25 protein-coding genes and 1 tRNA gene are annotated in these 23,884 nt (G+C 39.2%); 11 read left to right on the top strand and 15 right to left on the bottom strand.

All coding sequences use genetic code 11. The features are described from left to right. Positions 1-48: 48 nt before the first annotated feature. Positions 49-756: a Crp/Fnr family transcriptional regulator gene (locus FTU37_RS05765; RefSeq protein WP_180123962.1), complete on the bottom strand. Its 708-nt coding sequence runs from the start codon at positions 754-756 to the stop codon at positions 49-51. Between the two features lie 100 nt (positions 757-856). Between FTU37_RS05765 and FTU37_RS05760 the strand changes: the two genes are divergently transcribed. Then, entirely contained in the window at positions 857-1,396 is a 540-nt protein-coding gene (locus FTU37_RS05760) for a DUF962 domain-containing protein (protein WP_180123961.1), read from the top strand. Between the two features lie 65 nt (positions 1,397-1,461). On the opposite strand, the gene FTU37_RS05755 is transcribed toward FTU37_RS05760, so the two are convergent. Both FTU37_RS05755 and ychF read right to left on the bottom strand, forming a co-directional pair. Next, positions 1,462-1,854 carry a hypothetical protein gene (locus FTU37_RS05755; RefSeq protein ID WP_257225229.1) on the bottom strand — a complete coding sequence of 131 codons (393 nt, stop codon included), beginning with the start codon at positions 1,852-1,854 and terminating at the stop codon, positions 1,462-1,464. Between the two features lie 274 nt (positions 1,855-2,128). Beyond that, a complete protein-coding gene (gene ychF, locus FTU37_RS05750) occupies positions 2,129-3,220 on the bottom strand; it encodes a redox-regulated ATPase YchF (RefSeq protein WP_078189045.1) in 1,092 nt (363 codons plus the stop codon). 269 nt (positions 3,221-3,489) lie between these two features. Between ychF and FTU37_RS05745 the strand changes: the two genes are divergently transcribed. Both FTU37_RS05745 and FTU37_RS05740 read left to right on the top strand, forming a co-directional pair. After that, positions 3,490-4,254, top strand: a complete 765-nt coding sequence (locus FTU37_RS05745; RefSeq protein WP_168379640.1) for a glutathione S-transferase family protein — start codon at positions 3,490-3,492, stop codon at positions 4,252-4,254. A 321-nt stretch (positions 4,255-4,575) separates the two neighbouring features. After that, positions 4,576-5,046: an Lrp/AsnC family transcriptional regulator gene (locus FTU37_RS05740; protein ID WP_067763303.1), complete on the top strand. Its 471-nt coding sequence runs from the start codon at positions 4,576-4,578 to the stop codon at positions 5,044-5,046. A gap of 89 nt (positions 5,047-5,135) precedes the next feature. On the opposite strand, the gene FTU37_RS05735 is transcribed toward FTU37_RS05740, so the two are convergent. The 3 genes from FTU37_RS05735 to FTU37_RS05725 form a co-directional block, all read right to left on the bottom strand. Next, a complete protein-coding gene (locus tag FTU37_RS05735) occupies positions 5,136-5,888 on the bottom strand; it encodes a YebC/PmpR family DNA-binding transcriptional regulator (protein WP_078189042.1) in 753 nt (250 codons plus the stop codon). A 300-nt stretch (positions 5,889-6,188) separates the two neighbouring features. Beyond that, complete coding sequence (locus tag FTU37_RS05730) at positions 6,189-6,758, bottom strand: 1-acyl-sn-glycerol-3-phosphate acyltransferase (protein ID WP_078194352.1); 570 nt, start codon at positions 6,756-6,758, stop codon at positions 6,189-6,191. Between the two features lie 764 nt (positions 6,759-7,522). Beyond that, positions 7,523-7,599, bottom strand: a tRNA-Ile gene (locus FTU37_RS05725). Between the two features lie 368 nt (positions 7,600-7,967). On the opposite strand from FTU37_RS05725, the gene FTU37_RS05720 reads away from it, so the two are divergent. Together FTU37_RS05720 and FTU37_RS05715 are read left to right on the top strand one after the other, a co-directional pair. Then, positions 7,968-10,172 carry an OsmC domain/YcaO domain-containing protein gene (locus FTU37_RS05720; RefSeq protein ID WP_168379637.1) on the top strand — a complete coding sequence of 735 codons (2,205 nt, stop codon included), beginning with the start codon at positions 7,968-7,970 and terminating at the stop codon, positions 10,170-10,172. A 538-nt stretch (positions 10,173-10,710) separates the two neighbouring features. Further along, a complete protein-coding gene (locus FTU37_RS05715) occupies positions 10,711-10,935 on the top strand; it encodes a hypothetical protein (RefSeq protein WP_168379636.1) in 225 nt (74 codons plus the stop codon). Positions 10,936-11,060: 125 nt separating this feature from the next. Here the strand turns inward: FTU37_RS05715 and bioB are convergent, their stop codons facing one another. Next, positions 11,061-12,053 (bottom strand): biotin synthase BioB, encoded by a 993-nt coding sequence (gene bioB, locus FTU37_RS05710; RefSeq protein WP_168379635.1) that lies wholly within the window; start codon positions 12,051-12,053, stop codon positions 11,061-11,063. Between the two features lie 276 nt (positions 12,054-12,329). Further along, positions 12,330-13,424 carry a tRNA epoxyqueuosine(34) reductase QueG gene (queG, locus tag FTU37_RS05705; RefSeq protein WP_180123960.1) on the bottom strand — a complete coding sequence of 365 codons (1,095 nt, stop codon included), beginning with the start codon at positions 13,422-13,424 and terminating at the stop codon, positions 12,330-12,332. A 20-nt stretch (positions 13,425-13,444) separates the two neighbouring features. On the opposite strand from queG, the gene FTU37_RS05700 reads away from it, so the two are divergent. Both FTU37_RS05700 and FTU37_RS05695 read left to right on the top strand, forming a co-directional pair. After that, the gene (locus FTU37_RS05700) at positions 13,445-14,932 is read left to right on the top strand and encodes an NAD(P)H-hydrate dehydratase (RefSeq protein WP_180123959.1); all 1,488 of its coding nucleotides are present in this window, start codon (positions 13,445-13,447) and stop codon (positions 14,930-14,932) included. A gap of 1 nt (position 14,933) precedes the next feature. After that, the gene (locus FTU37_RS05695) at positions 14,934-15,209 is read left to right on the top strand and encodes an acylphosphatase (RefSeq protein ID WP_168379658.1); all 276 of its coding nucleotides are present in this window, start codon (positions 14,934-14,936) and stop codon (positions 15,207-15,209) included. A gap of 70 nt (positions 15,210-15,279) precedes the next feature. Here FTU37_RS05695 and ruvC read toward each other — a convergent pair whose 3' ends face one another. After that, on the bottom strand, positions 15,280-15,825 hold the full coding sequence (ruvC, locus tag FTU37_RS05690) for a crossover junction endodeoxyribonuclease RuvC (RefSeq protein ID WP_078189034.1): 546 nt from the start codon (positions 15,823-15,825) through the stop codon (positions 15,280-15,282). 132 nt (positions 15,826-15,957) lie between these two features. Between ruvC and FTU37_RS05685 the strand changes: the two genes are divergently transcribed. Continuing rightward, positions 15,958-16,530 (top strand): FxsA family protein, encoded by a 573-nt coding sequence (locus FTU37_RS05685; RefSeq protein ID WP_078192890.1) that lies wholly within the window; start codon positions 15,958-15,960, stop codon positions 16,528-16,530. 146 nt (positions 16,531-16,676) lie between these two features. Then, positions 16,677-17,324: a LysE family transporter gene (locus FTU37_RS05680; protein ID WP_180007363.1), complete on the top strand. Its 648-nt coding sequence runs from the start codon at positions 16,677-16,679 to the stop codon at positions 17,322-17,324. Between the two features lie 69 nt (positions 17,325-17,393). On the opposite strand, the gene FTU37_RS05675 is transcribed toward FTU37_RS05680, so the two are convergent. The 3 genes from FTU37_RS05675 to ahpF all read right to left on the bottom strand — a co-directional run bounded on the left by FTU37_RS05675 (position 17,394) and on the right by ahpF (position 19,897). Beyond that, positions 17,394-17,588, bottom strand: a complete 195-nt coding sequence (locus tag FTU37_RS05675; protein ID WP_180123975.1) for a hypothetical protein — start codon at positions 17,586-17,588, stop codon at positions 17,394-17,396. 234 nt (positions 17,589-17,822) lie between these two features. Then, positions 17,823-18,065 carry a hypothetical protein gene (locus tag FTU37_RS05670; protein WP_078192893.1) on the bottom strand — a complete coding sequence of 81 codons (243 nt, stop codon included), beginning with the start codon at positions 18,063-18,065 and terminating at the stop codon, positions 17,823-17,825. 266 nt (positions 18,066-18,331) lie between these two features. After that, positions 18,332-19,897, bottom strand: a complete 1,566-nt coding sequence (gene ahpF, locus FTU37_RS05665; protein ID WP_180123958.1) for an alkyl hydroperoxide reductase subunit F — start codon at positions 19,895-19,897, stop codon at positions 18,332-18,334. Positions 19,898-20,180: 283 nt separating this feature from the next. Here ahpF and FTU37_RS05660 point away from each other — a divergent pair, with 283 nt between their 5' ends. Next, positions 20,181-20,399 carry a DUF1653 domain-containing protein gene (locus FTU37_RS05660; protein ID WP_180007360.1) on the top strand — a complete coding sequence of 73 codons (219 nt, stop codon included), beginning with the start codon at positions 20,181-20,183 and terminating at the stop codon, positions 20,397-20,399. A 57-nt stretch (positions 20,400-20,456) separates the two neighbouring features. Beyond that, positions 20,457-21,050, top strand: coding sequence for an O-methyltransferase (locus tag FTU37_RS05655; RefSeq protein ID WP_180123957.1), 594 nt, complete (start codon positions 20,457-20,459; stop codon positions 21,048-21,050). Between the two features lie 86 nt (positions 21,051-21,136). Here FTU37_RS05655 and FTU37_RS05650 read toward each other — a convergent pair whose 3' ends face one another. The 3 genes from FTU37_RS05650 to ahpC form a co-directional block, all read right to left on the bottom strand. Beyond that, a complete protein-coding gene (locus FTU37_RS05650; RefSeq protein ID WP_078189026.1) occupies positions 21,137-21,343 on the bottom strand; it encodes a KTSC domain-containing protein in 207 nt (68 codons plus the stop codon). A gap of 218 nt (positions 21,344-21,561) precedes the next feature. Further along, positions 21,562-22,038, bottom strand: coding sequence for a hypothetical protein (locus FTU37_RS05645; protein WP_180123956.1), 477 nt, complete (start codon positions 22,036-22,038; stop codon positions 21,562-21,564). A gap of 291 nt (positions 22,039-22,329) precedes the next feature. Then, the gene (ahpC, locus tag FTU37_RS05640; protein ID WP_078193727.1) at positions 22,330-22,893 is read right to left on the bottom strand and encodes an alkyl hydroperoxide reductase subunit C; all 564 of its coding nucleotides are present in this window, start codon (positions 22,891-22,893) and stop codon (positions 22,330-22,332) included. Positions 22,894-23,884 lie beyond the last annotated feature (991 nt).

Raw genomic sequence — 23,884 nt, 5'->3', positions numbered from 1 at the left:
AAAGAATCATTCTGGTGCAATTAAATGCACTTATTTAAATCACAAATGTCAGACATCATGCACAGGAAGTGCATGAGTAATCTGATGTAACTGCGCAAAATCTAAAATTTCAATTTGTTTAAACGCAACACGAAGCACCTGCATTTTTTCCAAGTGCTGAAGCTCCTGATTGACTGATTGTCGTGAGCAATTCATCAGTTGCGCAAGTTGTTCCTGCGAGATGTATATGGTGTGTTGCTCAATTTCCAAATGATTTCCATATCCATTTAAAATAAACAGCAGACGCTGTGCGAGACGTTGACTTAAACTTTGCGTTTGTAACGCTATGAGTTCCATAAAGGCATAGCGAAGCTTTTGACTGGTGAGCTGGGCAATATGAAACCAAAACTCAGGGTGTTGTTGTAATAATTGCTGAATTGCTTGAGCCGGTAAGTGTAATAAGGTGGACTTTTTGGTACAGATGGCATCGTGAGAACGTGGTAATTGGTCAACCAAGGATATTTCGCCAAACCACATAATCGGCTCAGCAATGGCGGCAATCGCTTCTTTGCCATGAATATCAATATAGCCTAAGCGAACTGCGCCTTCTAAGACCGCATACATACCATTAAAACGCTGTCCTGATAAAAAAACACGTGCGTCTTTTTCGAAAGCTAAGGTTAAGGCATGGCGGCAGATAAAGTCTTGGAAGGAAAGATTTAAGCCTGAATACCATACATTTTTATTGAGTTGATGCACATATTGAGCGTCCAGCACAGCATATCCTTATTTTTTGGTCCAACTTGTCTATTAGCTGACAACTTTATTGATGCATTTTTTATATAGTGAAATGAGTGAATGAACAAGGAGTAAGTTAATGAGCAAACTTGAAAGACTGTTAAGCCAATATGCAGCATATCATTTAGATCGAAAAAATGTGCTAACGCATTTTGTGGGTATTCCGCTTATTGTATTTTCGATTATGTGTCTAACCGCACGGGCAGGGCTGGTGATTTCAGGTGTTGAACTGACCCTTGCATTGTTGTTGATTATTGCTAGTGTAATTTATTACCTGAGTTTAGATAAAATTTTCGGTTTGATCATGCTATTGGTATTTGCCGTCACGTATCCTTTAGCCTTAATGATCGCAAAAATGAGCCTTATGTCATGGTTGATCTGGAGTGTGGGGATCTTTGTTGTGGGTTGGATCATCCAATTTATCGGTCATTATTATGAAAAGAAAAAGCCTGCGTTTATGGATGATGTTATTGGCTTGGCAATAGGGCCTTTATTTGTCCTAGCAGAGTTTGTGTTTCTACTCGGCTTTCGTAAAGAGCTTGAACAACGCATGCTGACAGAAGCAAGAAGACAGCGTGCAGAGATGGATGCAAAAGCATTACATACTGCTCACCCATAAATGATTTGAATAAAAAAGCCGGATAATTCCGGCTTTTTTTGCGCGATGTATTGATTCTCAACTGTTTAGGATTTCACAGCTGCTTTATGTTGTTCCGCTGCGACCTTTTGTGCAGCGATTTTTGCTTTTGCGTCAGTATTTGCTGCTTTGGCAGCATGGGCTGAAGTTTTAGCTTCTGATTTTGCTTGTGTTGCAAGATGCTCTGCTTGAGCTGCATCATGTTTTGCTAATTTTTGATTATGTTTCACTTTACTCTGAGCCAATTGGCTGGCTTGTTTTGCATCGTGTCGAGCGATTTTTGCATCATGCTGCGCAACTTGTGCTGCATGTGTAGCAGTACGTTCCTGATGTTTTGCATCTTTAGCAATGGAAACACAAGTACCACCTTTATGGTTTGCACCTGTACCACCTGTAAGTGTGGTGCCTTGTGGACATGCAAACGCAGTTGCACTAAGCATTGTAAAGATACCTGCTGTTAGAATTGTGCTGATTTTTTTCATTGCTATTGTTCTATGAAAATAGGCATTAGTGCCTATGAGTAAATTTATAGCAGAACGGTAGAGATTTAAGTCGTTGCACTGTGGTGACTCGGCAACCAAATCATGTATTCGTGTCGATATAATTTTGTTTTTAAGCAGGTTTTAAGTTTTTAAATATGCATATTTTTTTGGCTTCATCATTTGCCTAAAATTAAAAAAGCCAGCAAATTGCTGGCTTTTTATGGGTGCTATCTTATACGTTAAAACGGAAGTGTAAAACATCGCCATCTTGAACGATGTATGTTTTACCTTCTAAACGCCATTTACCTGCTTCTTTAGCGCCGGCTTCACCGTTGTATTGAACGAAGTCGTTGTAGGCAACACATTCAGCACGAATAAAGCCTTTTTCGAAGTCAGTGTGAATCACACCTGCAGCTTGAGGTGCAGTTGCACCAATTTTTACTGTCCAAGCACGAACTTCTTGTACACCAGCTGTGAAGTATGTTTGAAGACCAAGTAAGCCATAACCTGCACGAATAACTACGTTTAGACCAGGTTCTTCCATGCCTAAAGCTTCAAGGAATTCAGCACGATCTTCATCTTCAAGTAATGAAATTTCTGCTTCGATTTGGTTGCAAAGGGGAACCACAATTGCATTTTCTTCAGCAGCTAATTTTTGCACTGCTTCTAAGTGAGGGTTATTTTCGAAACCATCTTCTGCAACGTTGGCAATATACATGGTTGGTTTAAGGGTTAAGAAGCCATAACCACGCACCAATTTACGTTCATCTTCATCAAGGTCAGCTGCACGCGCAGGTTTACCTTCATCCAGTAAAGGTAAGATTTTGTCTAAAACAGCTTTGGTCGCAATCGCTTCTTTATCGCCACCTTTTGCAGATTTTGCTAGACGTGTAATTGCTTTAGAAACAGCTTCTAAGTCAGCAAGTGCAAGTTCAGTGTTGATTGTTGCGATATCGTCAAGTGGATCAATTTTGCCATTTACGTGAATGACATTCTCGTCTTCAAAACAACGTACAACATGTGCAATAGCATCCGTTTCACGAATGTTAGCTAAGAATTGGTTACCAAGCCCTTCACCTTTAGATGCACCAGCAACAAGACCTGCGATATCCACAAATTCCATCGTGGTTGGGACAACACGTTGTGGGTTTACAATTTCAGCAAGTTTATCCATACGTGGGTCAGGTACAGGTACGATCCCAGTATTTGGCTCAATTGTACAGAATGGGAAGTTTTCAGCAGCAATCGCAGCTTTGGTTAATGCGTTGAAAAGCGTTGATTTACCAACGTTCGGCAGGCCGACAATACCACAGTTAAAACCCATGAAATAACTCACAAAGTATTATAAAAAAATTGTGGATGATTTTACATGAAAGCCATAATAAAGTCAGGTGATATGGGCAGGAGAATGTATATCTTATTGAATCGCGCAGAGATAGAGATGAATTCACGTCTGAATAATGCTTGAGTTGCACTACAGATGCAGAATAGGTGTAAAAATGACATTGTGTTTCAATAACACAGTGACTAAAGTATCCCTATAAAATTACTGGGTTTTATAAACTACAGTTACAACAAAAACTTGGAGCATTTATGCGAACTCTCTACCAGTTTCCACTCTCACATTTTTGTGAAAAGGCGCGCTGGTTACTCGATCATAAAGAGTTGGATTATGTGGCTCATAATTTAATGCCGGGTGTACATCGTGCATTTGCACAGCTTAAAACAGGGCAAAACAAATTACCGATTTTACGTGATCAAGATCATTGGGTTGCAGATTCAACTCAAATCGCCTTTTACTTGGATGCGACCTACCCCGAACATAGTCTGATCCGTCCAGATGTCAAACTGCGTGAAGACGCTTTAGAAATTAATGAACTCTCCATTGAGTTAGGGCAACATGTGCGCCGTTGGGGGTTGGCACATGTATTAAATGAAAGTGAAGAATCACTTGATATTTTAATTGGTGAAAAAGGCTATTTACGTCAGTTTGAAAAATATTCAAAACCGATTATAAAGGCACTGGTTTCTAAGGGTTATCAATTAGATACAGATAAGGTTGCGGCTTCACGTGAGCGACTGGATGAAATTGTGGTTGATTTAAATCAACGTCTGATTGAACAAGGTGGGCGTTATTTTGTGGGCGACCGATTAGGTTTAGCCGATATTGCGGTGTGTTCAATGTTAGCGCCGTTATTAGAGGTTGTCGGAACGCCGTGGGAAAAAGAGCATGGCGAAACCTTGTCAGAAGAGTTCAAAGCTTATAAAGCCTATTTGAGCGATTTGCCTTTAGGTCAATATGTACAACGCATATACCAAACAGAACGGAATGCACGGGTAGATTGGCGTGGTGTATAAGCCCTTTATATGAAACTTTGCGTCATACTGCTTAAAAAAAGCGCGCCTAATGGCGCGCTTTTTTTAAGCCACTTAATACTTACTTGGTAATATAAAAAATCAAACCGTGATGAAAAAACATTCATTTAAACACGATATATATGAAAATTATTATGTTCATAATGCATATGAGCTTTATTATTTTTAATAAATCATGCTATACATGAGAAAACTTGCACATAAATGCTGATTTTAAAACTTAAAATAACATTGAAAATGACAACAGGTGTTTGATGAATTGGGATCATCAGCACTGTTTTCAAAAATGGCTGGAGTAGACTGATGGAACTAGACCGTTTTGATAAACAAATTTTAGAAATTTTGACCCATGAAGATGTCAATTTAAATGAACTGTCAGAGCGAGTGAATTTATCGGTCAGTTCAGTTCATCGGCGGATCAAACAATTGATTGATCACAATATTATCAGTGGTCTAAAACGTGAAATTAATTATCAAAAATTGGGCTTTAGTTTGCATGTGCTGCTACAGGTGTCCTTAAGCAAACATGATACAGATACTTTTGCTAAATTTTTAGAAGAACTTGAAAGTATTCCGGAAGTCATCAATGCATTTTTAGTGACAGGGCAGTCTGCCGATTTTATTGTGGAAGTCGTTGCACGAGATATGGAAAACTATAGTGAAATTTTACTCAAACGCATTGGTAAAATTGAACATGTGGTCGCATTACATTCGAGCTTTGTAATTAAACAATATAATGTTTTTAACTGTAATGGCTTATTAAATAAGGTTTAAATGCAGCCCTCATATATAAACTCAAACAGTTGAAAGCTAGGCAATAAAAAACGCACCGAAGGGTGCGTTTTATACTTCACTCGATTGAATTATAGAGCTTCTAATTCAGCCATCACTTCATCTGTAAATTCAACGTTGGTATACACGTTTTGAACGTCGTCTAGATCTTCAAACATATCAATCATTTTGATGATTTTTTTCGCTTGTTCGATATCTGAAATTAACGCTTTAGTTGAAGGGTTCATGACCACTTCGGCGTTATCAGATTTTAAACCTGCTGCTGCAAGTGCATCCTGAACCTCACCGAAAGTTTCAGGTGTGGTGATAACTAAAATTTCTTCTTCGTCCACTTCGATGTCTTCAGCACCCGCTTCTAAAGCGATGTCCATGATTTGATCTTCTAAAGAAACATCTTCAAAAGTAATCTCACCACGTTTGGTAAACATATAAGCCACTGAACCTGCAGTACCTAAATTACCATCAGTTTTAGAGAAACAGTGACGAACGTCAGGAACAGTACGGTTCAAGTTGTCAGTCATTGTTTCAATGATGACAGCAACACCACCAACGCCATAACCTTCGTAAGTGACTTCTTTTAGATCAGCATTTTCTTCACCGCCTACACCACGTTGGATTGCACGGTTAATGGTGTCACGTGTCATGTTTGCAACTAATGCTTTTTCAACAACAGCACGTAAACGTGGGTTAGACGCTACATCACCGCCGCCTAAACGTGCAGCTGTCACGATTTCACGGATAAATTTTGTGAATACTTTAGCGCGGCTCGCATCTTGTTTTGCTTTACGATGCTTAGTATTAGCCCACTTGGAATGACCCGCCATGCGAAATATGCTCCTTGTAGATTGGCCTTATGCCTATCAAATTGAGCAAATTCTACCATAATGGCTTTTTTGTGTGAAAGTACTGGATTTCAGGAATTGAGTAGTTGAAAAAAAAATATCCAAATTTGAGAAAATAATGCGAAATGTCTAAACGCCCGTACTGTAATTTTTCTTATGCTGAGAATCGGGCTAAAAGGGTGAGCTCTATCTTGATATAACAGGAAGATATAAATGTACAATGCATGGAGCACGTGACATTTATATCTTTAAATACGTAGTTCGTTAAAACGTGAATGGCGCTTAGTCTTTATTTTTAGGTTCTGGGATCACGATATCTAAACCTACTTTATCTTTATAGAGTTGCTTAATTAAAGCTAAATCGTGATCGAGCTCAGTCGGGTAAATCTTACCGAAAATACCACCTTGTTTGGTTTTTGAGTTGGCATACATTAATACAATCGGCACACCTGCTGCTTTAGCAATATACCAAAAGCCTGTACGAATTGGTTTTCGTGTTTCACCACGTACTGCACGGGTCGCTTCTGGAGCAATGACTAAATTAAATTTTTCGCTAGCTTCAAAATGCTCAACCATTTGAGTCACGATGTCTTTATTGGCTTTACGGTCTACAGGAATACCGCCAATCGCTTCAAGAACAGGTTTAAATGGACCTTTAAAGAGTTCTTTTTTAATCAGCGTGTGAATTTTAATGTCGTAAATTTGGCAAAGGGCCAGTGAAAGAACAGCATCCATCATTGAGGTGTGTTCAAAGCCGACGATCACTTGTTTATTTTCTAAAACATCAGGCTCTACGTGGTATTTCCAGCCTGCCAATTTAAATGCAGATTCGCCAATAAACTTTTTCAACATAGTCGGTGGTACGGTGATTTTAAAAAGGTGTAATTTCTGCTTGTTTGGATCATCAGTCAAGAGGATTTAAGTGAGCTTTGATCTGAATTATGCATATATTTCAAATCGGAATAAGAAGGGGGGATTGAAGAATTATACTTTTTAGCAATAAATCGGTTAAATTTTATATAGCAAAGCTATCATCATAGATAAAAATACTCTTAAAAATTTGCTAAATATGGCTAGGCACCGTCAGAAATTCTTATTAGACTTTTGTCGTAGGTTAAAATTTTTAACCTGTTGGTCTTAACTCGTTTTCTAACGGAGAACTCAAGCATGATTTATTTAACTGCTGTGTTATTCGCTGTTGCTATGTTTGCTTTGATTGTTATTTGGTCAATTGTTGAGTTTTATTTGGACTTAAGAAAGCCTGAACAGGTTGAGTCTTAATATTTGTGCTTTTAAAGTGTGAAATATATAGTATTTCTAAATGTCATGAATCAAAAAACATTTGCTTATAATGAATAAAATAATACCTTTTAAGTATAACAAATCGTGACTTTATTTAAGGGTAGCTAGAACTTAAGCTTTTAAATTTTTCTTGAATGTATTTCTTTATAACCTACTTCTCGTATTAACCAATCGTAGCTTACTCAAGTTGACTTGAAGTTTTGTACGTATCTATATGTTATCTGCCATATCTTTTAAAGGCTTAGACAAACTTTACTTAGCTTTTAACATTAAAAAACCCCTCACGATTAATGCACGTAAGGGGTTGTTTTATATGGTGGGCCCACACAGACTTGAACTGTGGACCAACGGATTATGAGTCCGCTGCTCTAACCAACTGAGCTATAGGCCCTATATTCTGAATGTGTTATTTATCAACAAGTTCAGACGCAAAGCATACTAGCGAAGATTTTTTTAAAAGACAAGCCTTTTTCTTCACGGCTGCACACTAACACAACAAATTGGCTGTAGTTGCAGCAGTTAAGCTTTGATTCGACCAAAATGCACAAAGTGTCAAATCCTATCGTGATGTAAATCACGACAAAAGTTATCAAACAGTCAAAATAACCTTATAATAATGCCCATTCTTGTCAGTACCGTGCCCAACAGCGCTTAGATTGGTACTGGCCTCACATTTTTAAGTCAATGTCCTACAGTTATTCGGCTTATGTTTTCATTTTTATGTGTTGCACTGACACATAAGAATATTTAGGTGCCCACATGGAAATTAAGGTTAATTATCTCGATAACCTTCGACAAGAAGCCAAATTTGATGACTTCACGGTAATTGCCGACCAACCTATTCGCTATAAAGGCGATGGCTCTGCTCCCGGACCATTCGACTACTTTTTAGCGTCATCAGCATTATGTGCAGCGTATTTTGTAAAAGTGTATTGTGCGGCGCGAGACATTCCGACAGATAATATTCGCTTATCACAAAATAATATTGTTGATCCTGAAAACCGCTATAAGCAAATTTTCAAAATTCAAGTTGAACTACCTGCGGATATTTCTGAAAAGGACCGTCAAGGCATTTTGCGTTCAATTGACCGCTGTACGGTTAAAAAAGTGATTCAGACTGGTCCTGAATTTGTCATAGAAGAAGTAGAAAGCATTGATGCAGATGCACAAGCTTTACTTATGCCAAATTTAGCGTCAGAAAGTACCACGTTTATTCCGGGTAAAGATCTGCCATTAGAAGAAACCATTGCCAATATGTCAGGTATTTTGGCAGGTTTAGGCATGAAGATCGAAATTGCATCATGGCGTAATATCGTACCGAATGTTTGGTCACTACATATTCGTGATGCACAATCGCCAATGTGTTTTACCAATGGTAAAGGCTCAACCAAAGAAAGTGCCTTAGCCTCGGCTTTGGGTGAATTTATTGAACGTCTCAATTGCAACTTCTTCTATAACGACCAGTTCTGGGGTGAAGAGATTGCCAATGCTGACTTTGTGCATTACCCAGATGAAAAATGGTTCCAACCCGGCCCAGAAGGCGAGTTACCTACTGAAATCTTAGATGACTATACGCGTGAAATTTATAACCCAGAAAATGAGTTATTAGGCACACATCTATATGACACCAATTCAGGAAATACAGCACGCGGTATTTGTTCTCTGCCATTTGTACGTCAGTCTGATGGTGAAACAGTGTATTTCCCATCAAACTTGATTGAAAATTTATACTTATCAAACGGCATGAGTGCAGGGAATACCTTGGCAGAAGCGCAGGTTCAATGCTTATCTGAAATCTTTGAGCGTGCAGTAAAACGTGAGATTTTAGAAGGTGAATTGGCTCTACCAGATGTACCAGAAGAGGTTTTAGCCAAATATCCAAGTATTGTTGCGGGTATTCAAGGCTTAGAAGAACAAGGTTTTCCTGTATTGGTAAAAGATGCTTCACTTGGTGGTCAGTACCCTGTGATGTGCGTAACCTTAATGAACCCACGTACTGGTGGGGTTTTTGCATCTTTTGGTGCGCACCCTAAACTCGAAGTAGCTTTAGAGCGTAGCTTAACCGAGCTTCTACAAGGCCGAAGCTTTGAAGGTCTAAACGATCTACCAAAACCAACGTTTAGCTCGAATGCAGTCACTGAGCCAAATAACTTTGTAGAACACTTTATTGACTCAAGTGGTTTGGTATCTTGGAAATTCTTTAGCGCACAATCAGACTATGATTTTGTAGAGTGGGATTTCACATCTGAAGGTGAAAATGCCAATGCGGAAGAAGCTGCAGCGATGTTTGCGATTCTAGAAGACATGGGCAAAGAAGTGTATATGGCGGTCTACCAGCATCTAGGTGCTACGGCATGTCGTATTTTGGTTCCGGGTTATTCTGAAGTGTATTTGGTTGAAGACTTGGTTTGGGATAACACCAACAAAGCTTTGGACTTCCGTGAAGATATTTTAAACATTCATCGCCTAGATGAAGACGAGTTAGTGTCACTGGTTGAGCGCTTAGAAGAGCTTGAGGTGGATGATTACACGGATATTGTGACGCTCATCGGGATTGAGTTTGATGACAATACCGTATGGGGCCAATTAACGGTTCTTGAGCTCAAACTACTGATCTATATTGCCTTACAAGAATTTGAAGAAGCAAAAGAGTTGGTCGAAACCTTCCTTCAGTACAACACTAATACAGTTGAACGTGGTTTGTTCTATCAATGCATGAATGTGGTTTTAGAAGTTGAATTGGACGATGACTTAGATCTCAATGACTATGAACATAATTTCCGTCGTATGTTTGGTGACGAACGTATGGATGCAGTGATTGGTTCAATGGATGGCAGTCTTCGCTTCTACGGTTTAACTGAAACCAATATGCAATTGGAAGGTTTGGATCGTCATTTACGTCTGATTGATAGCTATAAAAAATTGCATGCTGCACGTGCGAAGTTTGCCAGTCAGAACGTATAAATCTGGGGCTGGCTAATAACGTTACTCGTGTGATCATCTATTTGAAAAAACTCTCCTAAGGGGGAGTTTTTTTTGTGCGAAATTTGCTGAAAATTAATCTATATCTGTGATGCTGATATTAATAAAAATCCTTAGAACTCAGGTGAATATAAGGAAGGCTTAAAAATAACCGATTATCCGAAATTGTGTCATTTTAAAGTAAAGATATTTGACTCATTGGAAAAATATGATAATAAATTAGCTATGGCGTGTTTAGGCATGATCATAATATTTCAGGACGAAATATTCAGAAGCACATTAATAAATAAATGGGAGTTTTAACAACATGCTTCAATTATTCAGAAAACTATTTTGCATGCATATTTACGAATACGAGCAAATGGAAGAAATCGGTTCGCACAAGGAATGTCGTAAGTGCGGTGTGACAAAGTAATGCAGAGTCTAAGCCGAAAAAAAAGTGAGCGAAAGCTCACTTTTTTAATGCCGGTCAATATTGAAATCATTAAAATAGAAATACATTCACAGTTTTTATGCAGATATGAGTAAAGATTTTCAAGCCGAGCGTTATACCGTCGATGCCAATATGGCAGATACCATTGCATGGTTATTACAACATCAAGATTGCTTTGAATCTTTTCATTATGATGCGATTCAGCAGCAATTGGTGGTTCAACATGCTAATGGTCAAGACGTCATCCGTGAAGGGGATTATTTAAATGCAGGCTATGGCATTTTAATAACAGCACATAACTTCGCTAAGTAAACGATATATTTTCCCTACTCATGGTGATTTAGCCATTTCATTAATTCGCACCGTCTCTTGCATTGCACATTGAAACCTATCACTGATCATTCAATTGAACTAAGCCCCGAACTTCGGGGCTTATTTTAAGCCATTTGCATGGCATCAGTTGAAAGCTGTGCAGCATTTGGTTTGGGCTGTTCAGCCACTAAACCGAGTTTGCTAAATAAAAGCTGATCTTTGCCTTCGCCTGCATTTGGCGTGGTCAGTAGTTTTTCACCAGAAAAGAGTGAATTTGCACCTGCCATAAATGCCAAAGCTTGTTCTGAATCACTCAGGGATTCACGACCTGCAGAGAGTCGAATATAGCTTTTTGGCATAATGATCCGTGCGACTGCAATGGTGCGAATCCATTCGATCACATCAAGTTTCTCAACCTCTGCAAGTGGGGTACCTTGAATAGGGACAAGGAGATTAATCGGCACGGATTCAGGATGAATCGGCAGCGTTGCCAACTCCATCAAAAAGGCGATACGGTCATCACGGCTTTCACCTAAGCCCACAATTCCGCCGCTACAGATTTTCATTCCAGATTGGCGGACATAGTCCAGCGTCGTTAAACGGTCATCATAGCTACGTGTGCTAATGACATTGGGATAATACTCACGAGAGGTATCGAGGTTATGGTTGTAATAATCTAAGCCTGCCTCATGTAGGCGCTCTGCTTGAGACTGATTCAGCATGCCAAGGGTCATACAGGTTTCAAGTCCCAGCGCTTTGACTTCACGCACCATTTCTAGCACATAGGGCATGTCCCGTTCATGTGGATTGCGCCATGCAGCGCCCATACAAAAACGCGAAGAACCTGAGGCAAGCGCAGCTTTCGCTTCATTGATGACTTTTTCCACAGCCAGACGTTTTTCAGCTTCTAATCCAGAGTCATAATGTGCAGACTGAGAGCAATATTTACAGTCTTCAGGGCACTTACCGGTTTTAATCGAAAGTAAGGTGCTGACTTGAATATGATTGGCTTGGAAATATTCACGGTGAATGGTCTGTGCTTGGAATAATAAATCCATCAATGGTTGTTGATACAACTCTTGTATTTCTGGATGTGTCCAGTCATTTCGGTAGCTCATAAATGATCCATATTTTCTGCCTAATGCAGATCATCATACGTAAAATTTGCAGACTTCCAAGACTATTTTGTAACATTGAAAGTTGTCTAAAATGCATTGAAATGACTTTTTTAAAGAACTTTTGATATTTAAGATGCTTACAAAGTTGTGTTAAATGACAGCACAATCGCTGCAATGTTTATTTTAAGCTGAAAAATTAATTTCTTTGATTGCGTCACTAAGTTTTAGCTTAAATGAAAACTTTGTAAGAATCTGGAAAATATAGAATGAAAACCCTTAAAGCATTTTTGAGTTTTGTTCTGTAATTGCCCAATCAATATGAACTTGCACAATCGCGTCATGTTTTTCGCGAGAATTTTTTAATGATTGAACAATATTTGAACTGTATGGTGCATTGCCTAAGCCAATGGCGATATTTCGCATAAAGCTTTGATAGCCTGTTCGTCGGATAGGACTTCCTTCAGTACAGCTTAAAAAGGTGGCTTCATCCCATTGCCAAAGATCTAATAAACTCACTTGATCGAGACCATGACGTGGATAAAAGTCCTCAATTTGAGTTTTATGCGCAAAACTATTCCATGGACAGATGAGCTGACAGTCATCACAACCAAACACACGGTTACCGATGCCACGACGTAATTCTTCAGGAATGATGCCTTTGTATTCGATGGTTAAGTAGGCAATGCATTTACGTGCATCTAACATATAGGGCTCAACGATGGCCTGAGTTGGACAGATATCAATACAGGCTGTGCATGAACCACAATGTTTGGTTGCCGGCGAATCAAAAGGTAATTCGAGTGATGTAAACAGCTCACCTAATACAAAAAATGAGCCTGATTTTTTATGGATCAGTAAGGTGTGTTTGCCTGTCCAGCCCATGCCTGCATTTTCAGCTAAGGATTTTTCAAACACTGGTGCAGAGTCGGCAAAGGGTCTAGATTCAAAATCTCCGATTTTTTCACGGATGATATTCGACAAAGTTTTTAAACGACCACGCATGACTTTGTGGTAGTCACGACCACGTGCATAGCGTGCAATGATGGCTGCATTCGGCTCATCAGGCACATAACGTGGTTTTGGGGTTTCGACCAAATAATCCATGCGGACACAAATGATACTGCGGGTGCCGGGGACTAAAAGTGCAGGATTGGCACGTTTTTCAAGGTTTTCCTCTAGGAATTTCATATCGCCATGATAACCACGTTCTAAATATTCTTTAAAACGAGGGAGTTCCTCTTGAGCATCTGGCTTTGCGATGACACAATCAGAAAAACCTAAATTTAAGGCTTGTGCTTTAATCCATGCTTTTAGGGTTTCTGGATCATATTGATCGACAGGAATTTTTTGTGCAGGAGTTGAAGCGGCCATAATCATAACAAGGAAAAACAATGCGTCTGCAAGTTTACCATAGCCCTGTTTATCTTAGCCAAAGTATTCAAGCTTGGGAGCAGCGTTGGTTTGCTCAGCACAATAGCAGTTATGGCCTGATGCAGCAGGTTGCATGGTCGATTGCTCAGCAACTCATTCCAATGTTAAAGCAGCAAAATTTAAAAAATATTGCAGTGTGTTGTGGGCAGGGCAACAACGCAGGTGATGGCTATCTTACAGCGCAATACCTACAGCAAGCAGGCTTTCAAGTCGATATCTATGCCGCTGAAATTGGAGCATCGAAGGACTTACATTGTGCAGTACAGGAAGCATTAGATCACAAGCTCAAGATCTATACACATTTTGATTTTCAGCGTGATTATGACGTCTACATCGACGCATTATTTGGTATTGGACTCAATCGTGAACTTTCTAATGAATGGCAAGCCATTATTCAACGATTGAATGCATGCATGGGACTCAAAGTTGCGATTGATATTCCAAGCGGATTACATGCCAATACAGGGCAGCCTTTACCCATCGCATTTCAAGCCGATTATACATTTACGGCATTGGGTCTAAAAGCAGGGTTATTTACAGGCCAAGCGAAGGAATATGCAGGTGAAGTTGTGGTGATGGCATGTATACCGACTGATGCAGAACTAGAGCCACTTGCGTATTTGTCGCCGCAGAAAATAGCCTTACCTGCACGTCAAGCTTTTGGTCATAAAGGCAGTTATGGACATGTTTTAGTTGTTGGTGGACATGCTGAAATGGGTGGGGCGGTGATTATGGCTGCTGAGGCTGCATTCCATGCAGGTGCAGGTAAGGTCACGGTTGTTTGTGATGCACGACATCACACCGCTATTTTGGCGCGCGCACCGAATATTATGCTACGCGATATCAATGCTTTAAATACAGAAGCGATTCAGCAACTGATCGATCATGTCGATGCGATTAGCTTTGGCATGGGGCTTGGTCGTGACGATTGGGCACAACAGCAGTTTCAGTCATGGTTTCCATTGATTCAGCAGTCAACCTTGGAAATTGTTTTGGATGCCGATGCCTTGTGGTTTCTAGCAGAAACACCTGAAAAATTGAATGCACGCACCTATGCAACGCCACATCCGGGTGAAGCTGCAAAATTATTGGGTCTATCTATTGCTGAAGTTGAAGCAGATCGTGTACAAGCAATTCAACAATTGAAAGAAAAATTTCAAGGTCAATGGGTGCTTAAAGGGGCAGGCAGCTTAATACTTGAAGATCAGCTTTGGATTTGCACCGCAGGTAATGCGGGAATGGGTACAGGCGGTATGGGAGATGTGCTTGCGGGGATGATTGCAAGTTTAAAAGCACAATTTCAGCAGCAAATTCATCTGCACGAAATCGTAAGCCTGCATGCTTTAGCAGGTGATGTATTGGCGAAGTCGGGGATGCGTGGTTTGCAAGCACAGGATATGGCCCAAGCGGTTTATCATGTGGTCAATCATTCAGGTGTTGAAGACTAAAATGCATGCAGTTAAATTGAGAATTCAAGGTAAAGTGCAGGGTGTTGGCTACCGTCGTTGGTTTGAGCAGCAAGCGCTTGCACTCGGTTTAAATGGCTATGTGAAAAATCTAGCGACGGGCGAAGTTGAAGCGCTGATTATAGGAACTGAAGACGCCATTCATAAAATACTGAAACACAGTCTGGTAGGGCCGTTACGAGCAGACGTGACTAAAATCGATCAGCAAGAAATTCCAATGCATGAATTAGACTATAGCGGTTTTAAAATGATTCGCTAAATTTGATCACTAGATTGAGTGGGCTTTTGAAAACAGAATGAATTACTGCGCTATATGATTTGATGATTATTTATCGACGTCGAGTGCTTACACGGCTTCGGCCACGAGCCATACCACCTAAGGCATTCAGTACAGCCATTTTACTCATACTACCAGACGCATGCGCATGACAAATTGCGGCAGCCAAAGCATCGGCTGCATCCTGCTGAGGTTTGATACTTAGGTTCAGAATGCGCATAACCATCATTTGGACTTGTTCTTTATCAGCAGCACCATAGCCGACTACTGATTGTTTAATTTGACGTGCAGTATATTCAGCGACTTGTAAATCTAAATTGGTTAAAGCGGCAATGGCAGCACCACGTGCTTGACCTAATTTTAAGGCCGAGTCAGGGTTTTGAGCCATAAAGACTTGTTCAACCGCAGCTTCAGTAGGCCCGTGAAACTTTACGATACGATCAATACCAGCAAAGATACGTTTTAAGCGTTCAGGCATTTCTGTCGTTTCGGTACGAATGGTGCCAGCATCGACAAAACGTAGTTTAGAACCATCCTTCTCGATGATGCCGTAACCAGTTAAGCGCGACCCAGGGTCAATACCGATAATTAATGACATGTTTGCCCTATTTGCCCTTTAAAAATAAAAATATGCCCATATTGTTACATAAGCGTGTCAAAAAAGCTTGATAGTGATTGAGCAGTTGAACGCAACACCTTAAATTAATTTACTGAGATTTGTTTAATTTTCATGAAATTATTTCTTCTGATTTTAGCAGGCTTGATCCTGGAAGTGTTTGTCTGGATCGGTGTGGGCGACCTCGTCGGCAGCATGTGGTATGTCTTTTTCTGGTTCGTGGCGGCCTTCTTTATAGGGATGAATATTATCCGTAAATATTCATCAGGTCTGATGCCTCAAATGCAGCAAATGCAAGCAGGTCAAATGAGTAATGATCCAGCTTTAACTGGAAATTTACCAAAAATTTTGGCTGGTTTCTTATTGCTGTTACCCGGTCTAATCTCAGATATTATGGCATTACTTATTTTGATTCCACCTGTACAAAATGCCATGAAAGCAGTCATGATGAAAACAATGATGAAGCGTCAGCAAGCCATGATGGAAAAAATGATGGGTGGCATGATGGGCGATATGGGAGGCATGGGCGGTGCTCAAGGTCAGAACCCATTTGCAGATATGATGCGTCAAATGCAAGATATGCAAAATCAGCAATCAGGTCGTGATTCATCCGTTATTGATGGTGAAGCTCGTGAAGTGACGCCAGATGCGAAACAAATTGAACTGAAAGATGTCAATAAAAAATAATTAACTCAGTATGAAAGGCCGAATGTGTATTCGGCTTTTTTTTTGCGTAAATTTTGATACGGCCTAAAAATAAACCTTGTGTTGCCAACAAAAAAATTGAACAGGCGATATAATCTTCACGTTTTAATTCAAATGAATCAGCTTGCATGTCACTGTTATTCACCATCTGTGCGCTTCATTTTGTTGCGCAGTTGAGTCCCGGTCCAGATGTATTATTAATTGCTAAAAGTGCAGCATCAACAACGCGTGCAAATACCTTAAAAATTATTGCGGGGATCTCTGTCGGGATTGTGGTGTGGGTCGTTTTAACCTTATTGGGCTTTACGGTTCTGGTTGAGCAATTTCCATGGATACAACAAGTTTTAATGGCTGTTGGTGGATTTTTCTTAGCGAAAATGGGTTGGGCAATGTTTAGTGGCGGGCTTAAAAGTTTAAATCAAACAGCCAATTTAGAAGATGGGCAGGCCTTAAGTCAGCAGAAAACTGAAAATTATTTCTTATTAGGTTTATTTACAAATTTAGCCAATCCGAAAACATTGATTTATTTTAGTAGTGTGTTCTCACTGGCGTTGAGTTCATCAGCCAGTAGTAACCTAAAAGCACAGCTTGCTGTCATCATTCCGATTCAAACCTTTATTGTGTTTAGTTTGTTTATGATGATTATGTCTTTGCCTAAAATTAAAGCACTCTACCAACGTTCGGGTAGTTATATTGATGTGGTTTCAGGGGCGTTATTTTTAATTTTTGCGATTTGGCTGTGGTTCGACGCAATTAGAATGTTCAATCTTCAATAGCTGCAAACATATTGCTGTCAGCAAAGCGAAAGCCAAGTATTAAAACTTGGCTTTTTTTATGTCCAAGTTCTATTGCTCTGGATTGGTTTGATCTTGGTCTTTAGACGGTGCTGTATTTGATGGATCTTGTGCAGTATCGGTGGTTTCAGCATGATCACGATAACGGTTTGGCTTGAGGGTAGTTTCGGTATTTTCAGAGCCTTTGTATGATCGGCTACGATTGGCGCGTTCACGTAAACCGCCTTTTTTGATTAACTGCACCATCATCTAGAACCTCATTGCTATCGCCATAGTTTAAAGAATTTTCCTCGTGAAGATAAGTAAGCAGGGCGATGCAAGCGCATAAAAAAGCCTGAAATCATTCAGGCTTTCATCATTTTAATTTCTCGCTTTGAATGACTTTAAAGCAACTGGATAATAGCGCTTAAATACGGATTGTATGATATTTAGGCATTGCCAGCCTGTTCATAGGGCTATATTTGGCTGTTGTAAAAAAGCTTAATTTTTACCATCCTGCTTGAGTACTTCAAAGATGTTGAGTTGGGTTGTCGCTTCAGTATCGTGCTGTTGCAAATACACTTGAACACTCTTAAATAGAATGGCAACAGCCAAACAACTGAGTATGCAAAATATCCAAAAGCCATATGGGCTACGGATATTATGCGAGCCACATTCGGAACATTCTTTATCGCTTGAAGCCAATACTTTATTGCAACAAGCACAGTGATATTGATAGTGCATTGCGTTTCTCCATTTAGTCGAATTTGACCAACATTCTTGTTGTTATTGTCAACCATCAATCCGTGATGATTGTTTTATCTTAATGTGCAAATAAGCTGCTGTACAAGTTTTAAACGGTTTGTTTTGCTCATTATTGTGTAAGTGAAAAGCGTCAGAGAGTTAAATATTTGTTTTATTAATAATTTATAAATGAAACAAGACATGAATTTTCAGTCATAAAAAAAGCCAGTTCGAAAACTGGCTTTTGCTGTTCTGTTTAAACTGAATTATTGACCCGAACGGATGATGTAATCAAAAGCAGACAATGAAGCTTTCGCGCCTTCACCTGTTGCAATGATGATTTGTTTGTACGGTACTGTTGTACAGTCACCTGCAGCAAATACACCTTTCACATTGGTTTCGTTACGCTCGTTAATTACGATCTCACCACGGTTTGAAAGTTCAACCGCTGTTTCTTTTAAGAAATCAGTATTTGGTAACAAACCGATTTGTACAAAGATACCTGCCAATTCAATCGTTTTGATTTCATCTGTTGCACGGTCTTTGTAGTTCAGTGCAGTCACTTGTGAACCATCACCGACCACTTCTGTAGACAATGCATTCATGATCACAGTCGTATTCGGCAAGCTGTTTAACTTGTCTTGAAGCACTTGGTCAGCACGAAGCTTGGTATCAAACTCAACAAGCGTTACATGTTCAACAATACCTGCAAGGTCGATCGCTGCTTCAACGCCAGAGTTACCACCACCGATCACTGCAACACGTTTGCCTTTGAACAATGGACCGTCACAGTGTGGGCAGTATGCAACACCACGAGTACGGTATTCTTGTTCGCCCGGAACGTTCATTTCTCTCCAACGTGCACCTGTTGAAAGAATCACTGTTTTAGATTCAAGTTTTGCACCATTCTCTAAAGTCACTTCAACCAAGCCATTGGCTGTTTGGTCAGCACCTTTGATGTCAGATACACGTTGCAAGTTCATGATGTCCACACCGTATTCACGTACATGTGCTTCCATTTCAGCAGCAAACTTAGGACCTTGAGTCTTTTGAATCGACGTGAAGTTTTCAATGTCCATGGTATCCATCACCTGACCGCCCATGCGTTCAGCCACGATACCGGTTTTAATACCCTTACGTGCAGCATAGATTGCAGAAGTATTCCCTGCAGGACCACCACCAATCACAAGAACATCAAAGGCATCTTTGGCATTTAACTTTTCAGCATCTTTCGCTGCAGAGTTAGTATCCAATTTGGCAATGATTTCTTCCAAGGTCATACGACCTTGACCGATGTGGTTGCCGTCTTGGAATACCATTGGTACAGCCATGATTTTGCGTTCTTCCACTTCGTCTTGGAAGAATGCACCATCAATCATGGTTGCAGTTGTACCCGGGTTGTAAATTGCGATCAAGTTAAGTGCTTGAACCACGTCAGGACAGTTATGGCAGCTTAAAGATACAAACACATCAAAGTCAGTTTTAAGACCTAGACCTTTGATGGTATTCAGTACTTCGTCAGATACTTTTGGTGCATAACCAGAGGTTTGTAACAATGCCAAGATCAAAGAAGTGAATTCGTGGCCCATCGGCAAACCTGCGAAGAATACGCGTGGAGTTTCACCTGCTTTTGCAATACCAAAGCTTGGCGCGCGGCTGTTGTTACCGTCAAAACGTGCAGTCACTAAATCAGATAAAGCAGCAACTTCAGTTACCAATTCTTTAATTTTGTCTGATTTGTCCGTGCCGTTTAAAGTCGCGACGATTTCAATCGGGCCTTCAAGGCGTTCAAGTAAGGTTTTTAATTGAGCAGAAGTATTTTGATCTAACATTGCTAACGTCTCCAGAGGAGTAAATTTATTTGATGAGAGAATGATAGAACAAACCATTAAATAGGTGAAACGGTTTGTTTTTATAAAATTAATCGGTTTTACAAATCAAATGATTAAATTTCTTTCTAAATCATAAGAATATACCGATGTGAATGCAGTCAATATTGGGCCACTATCGAGAAATACAAGTTAAATAGTGGAAAAATAAACGAATTCATCGCGCTTTAAGCAAGACAATGCTAGAGTCAACGCTATTGTATTGAGAACTTTTTAGGGAAATGGCATGCAGGTTAAACAGGGAATTTATCAGCATTATAAAGGTCAGTTGTATCAAATCTTTCATGTTGCAACACATAGTGAAACGCGTGAAAAAGTTGTGGTCTATCAGTGCTTGTATGACGACTATTCAATGTGGGTCAGACCCTTAGAGATGTTTATGGAAACCGTTGAAATTGATGGTGAAGTAATTCCACGTTTTAAACTGATCCAAGAAACCCACTGAGCAGACATTTAGTACTTTAATCTTTAAATATGAAAGAAATAACAAAAGGACAGAATCATGAGCATGGATGCAAATTTTAAAAACTATATGCAACAACTCTATGCAGACTTTAGTGCTCACGATGCTGCGCAAAATCACCGACTTGCGCGTTACCGAAATATTGAGCCTGAGTCTGCACTATTTTTAGCTATGCAAATTCGCTTAAAACAAGCCAAACAGATCTTGGAAATTGGAACATCTACAGGCTATTCCACGCTGTGGTTAGCAGATGCTGCGCAGTCTACACAAGGGCGGGTCGAAACCATTGAAATTGATGCAGCGCGCATTGAGAAAGCTAAACAGCATGCGGAAAATTTAGCTTTATCCGAATACATCGAATTTCATCATGGCGATGCACTGCATTTTTTACAGCATTCAAATCGTCGTTATGACTTCATTTTATTAGATGCAGAACGTGATTCGTATATCGCGTATTGGCCATATTTAGCTGAATTAATACAAGCTCAAAGTGGCGTGTTAATCGTGGACAATGTGCTGTCACATGCCAGTGAGGTCGCTGAATTTATCCAATGTGTTGAAGCGGATGATCGTTTTATCAGTACAACATTAAATGTGGGTGCAGGGCTTTTTATGGTGACTTGGCGCAACTAAAAATCAGGGCATTCAGCCCTGATTTCATCGAAAATATTTTTTAATTAATAAAAATACTGTTGCTATAGCGCTGAGCTTGTAGCGGTTTAACCCTGTAAGCTTACGCGTGAAAAATGTAGATCATATTCTAAATATTTGTGGACAAATGCCGTTTTATCACTACATCGAAGTAAATTATCATAAATAAAAGGTGAAACTGGATAAAAGAGATCCCCAGAGCCATTCGCATAAAATATTTTTAAGTAACGTGAAGAAGAACTGTATTTCCAAGAAGTTACCACAGTTGTTGTCATAAGCCACCCCCTTATTGCGTTGTTATAGTCATACTGCAGTTAAAGGTTTATCTCTTTTGAAATTAAGACAAATTCAGGGCATGGAGTATTGCAGAATTGTTAAAAAATAATGTTTTATCTCACATTTTTTTCATTTCTTTATCAACTAATTTGATAAAAATAATGCCAGTTCAGAGAAATGCCATAAGCGTCATTCTCACTTGTTGGTGTCGGGGGAGTTAAAAACTACGGCATTGTTCAGATTTATTGCCTTTGACTTGGTTGTTACTGCCATTAATTGAAAAAGCATTTTCAAGACAAATCAAATTACCTGCGATTTCATTATTATTTAGCAAAATATTGCCGTTATTTTTCTTTAATTTCAGGTCGCCTGAAATTTGGTTATTGAGGAGTTGGATGTTTTTCCCAGTCGTAAAATCGACATTGCCATTGATATTGTTATGATTGGCAATGATCTTGGTAAAATTTTTATTCGATTCAATATTGCCTTTGATGTGGTTGTCATGCAGTTCAACACTGGCGCCATTTTCTAAAATCACATTGCCATGAAGAATTAAACCTTTAAGCTGACAATTTTTTTTGACTTTAATATCCTCACGAATACTTTGGTTTTTAATTTCACCTTCGCAGTTCACGGCAGCAAAAGTCGTAAACGAACATAAAATTAAACTGATCGAGACGAAATATTTTTTCATGGGCTTACATCTTCCTGAAATAAGCAATTGACCTAAAATTCATGTTAAAAATACTGAAATACCGGCAAAGATGTAAGCCTAGACAATCAAGTTTGCGGCGCATTTTTATTATATTTGTGTAAGTTCTAACTTGATGAATATCTACAGATATGTGGATAGTGCTAGTACGTTAAAGTTGTATGAATAAAGTGTGAACTGCGTAGGGTATATAGAGGTACATACTCTCCAATAATAGGCACAAAAAAACCACGCTAAAAGCGTGGTTTTTGAATCAGTTCAATCTAATACAGATTAGATTTTACCAACTAGGTCGATTGAAGGAGCAAGAGTTGCATCGCCTTCTTTCCATTTAGCTGGGCAAACTTCGCCTGGGTGAGCGTGTACGTATTGAGCTGCTTTAACTTTACGAAGAAGTTCTTGAGCATCACGACCGATACCACCAGCGTTGATTTCAACGATTTGGATTTTACCTTCTGGATCGATAACGAAAGTACCACGATCAGCAAGACCGTCAGCTTCGATTAATACGTCAAAGTTTTTAGCAAGAGTCCAGTTCGCATCACCAACCATTACGTATTGGATTTTTTTGATTTCTTCTGAAGAATCGTGCCAAGCTTTGTGAGTGAAATGAGTGTCAGTAGAAACTGAGTAGATTTCAACACCTAGTTTTTGGAATTCTGCATAGTTGTCAGCAAGGTCACCAAGTTCAGTTGGGCAAACGAAAGTGAAGTCAGCTGGGTAGAAGAATACAACAGACCATTTACCTTTAAGATCAGCTTCAGTTACTTCGATGAATTGACCATTTTGGAATGCTTGTGCTTTAAACGGTTTAACTTCAGTATTAATTAAGCTCATCATTGTCTCCATGATTGAGGTTTGTTTTTGATTTCCAATAGGGTACAGAAATTTTTCTTATTGCTGAAATAGTATTTTTACATAACTAATATCGGAAAATCCGAATTAGTACACTCCAGAACTATTTCAGCAATAACGATTATTTATCATTATTTCATTCGATATAAGTCATATCAATGCCATATAAAGTTGAAAGTAAAATGACAAAATCATCTTTTCAAAGTCTGTAACCAACATGATGCTTGTGGCATAAGATTTCAAGGGTGATCTCTAAAAAAGTTATAAAAAATATTTCAAATTATAGAATTTGTTCATATAAGATGGCATGAACATAAAATGACTCCAGATTTGATCAGGTGCTTAGTCAATTTTTTCGTATCATTGCCATTCTCAGTCTTGCACTTGCATCACTATGTATTCTTAAAGTTGAAGACACAGGTACAAATTTATGTATCTATAAATACTTGCAACCTCAAAAAGCGACCTATTTTAATGAACTATTAGGAACTTCATCAGATGATCCTACGCTATTGAGTACCATGGGAATCGTTGGAATCTTCTTTTTTTCCCACTGTTGCTATCATTTAGACGTGCTTGGTATGTGGTTATATTATGGCTATATGCGATTTTTCAATTCATCATCATTTTAATGATAGAAACTGCTTCAATTTCAAAAATTATCTATGACAGTATTGTTTATTGTCATAATGGTTGGATGTTCGCATGGGTGATCGGGCAGAGCATATTTATTGTTTTTAGTTTCGTTTACATTTTCTATGGCACTGAAACTAATGTATAAAGCTTTCAAATGGATTGGCTTGAGTTGCCTATTCTAGTCAGCATGTGGCTTTATTATTCTGTACTAGATGAATCAAGAATGTGCTTTCATTTCAAGGTGCTAGCCCGAATCAAATTAATTATTATGCTGAAATGAATGGTTCTTCATCGGATGAACCTCTTTTATTTATTTTTATTGCGTTGATTTGCATTT

The organism is Acinetobacter sp. YH12097 (genome assembly GCF_013419225.1).
In the GTDB taxonomy this organism is placed as follows: Bacteria; Pseudomonadota; Gammaproteobacteria; order Pseudomonadales; family Moraxellaceae; genus Acinetobacter; species Acinetobacter amyesii.
The sequence above is the reverse complement of the archived record's forward strand: the minus strand, read 5'-3'. Positions and strand labels throughout refer to the sequence as shown.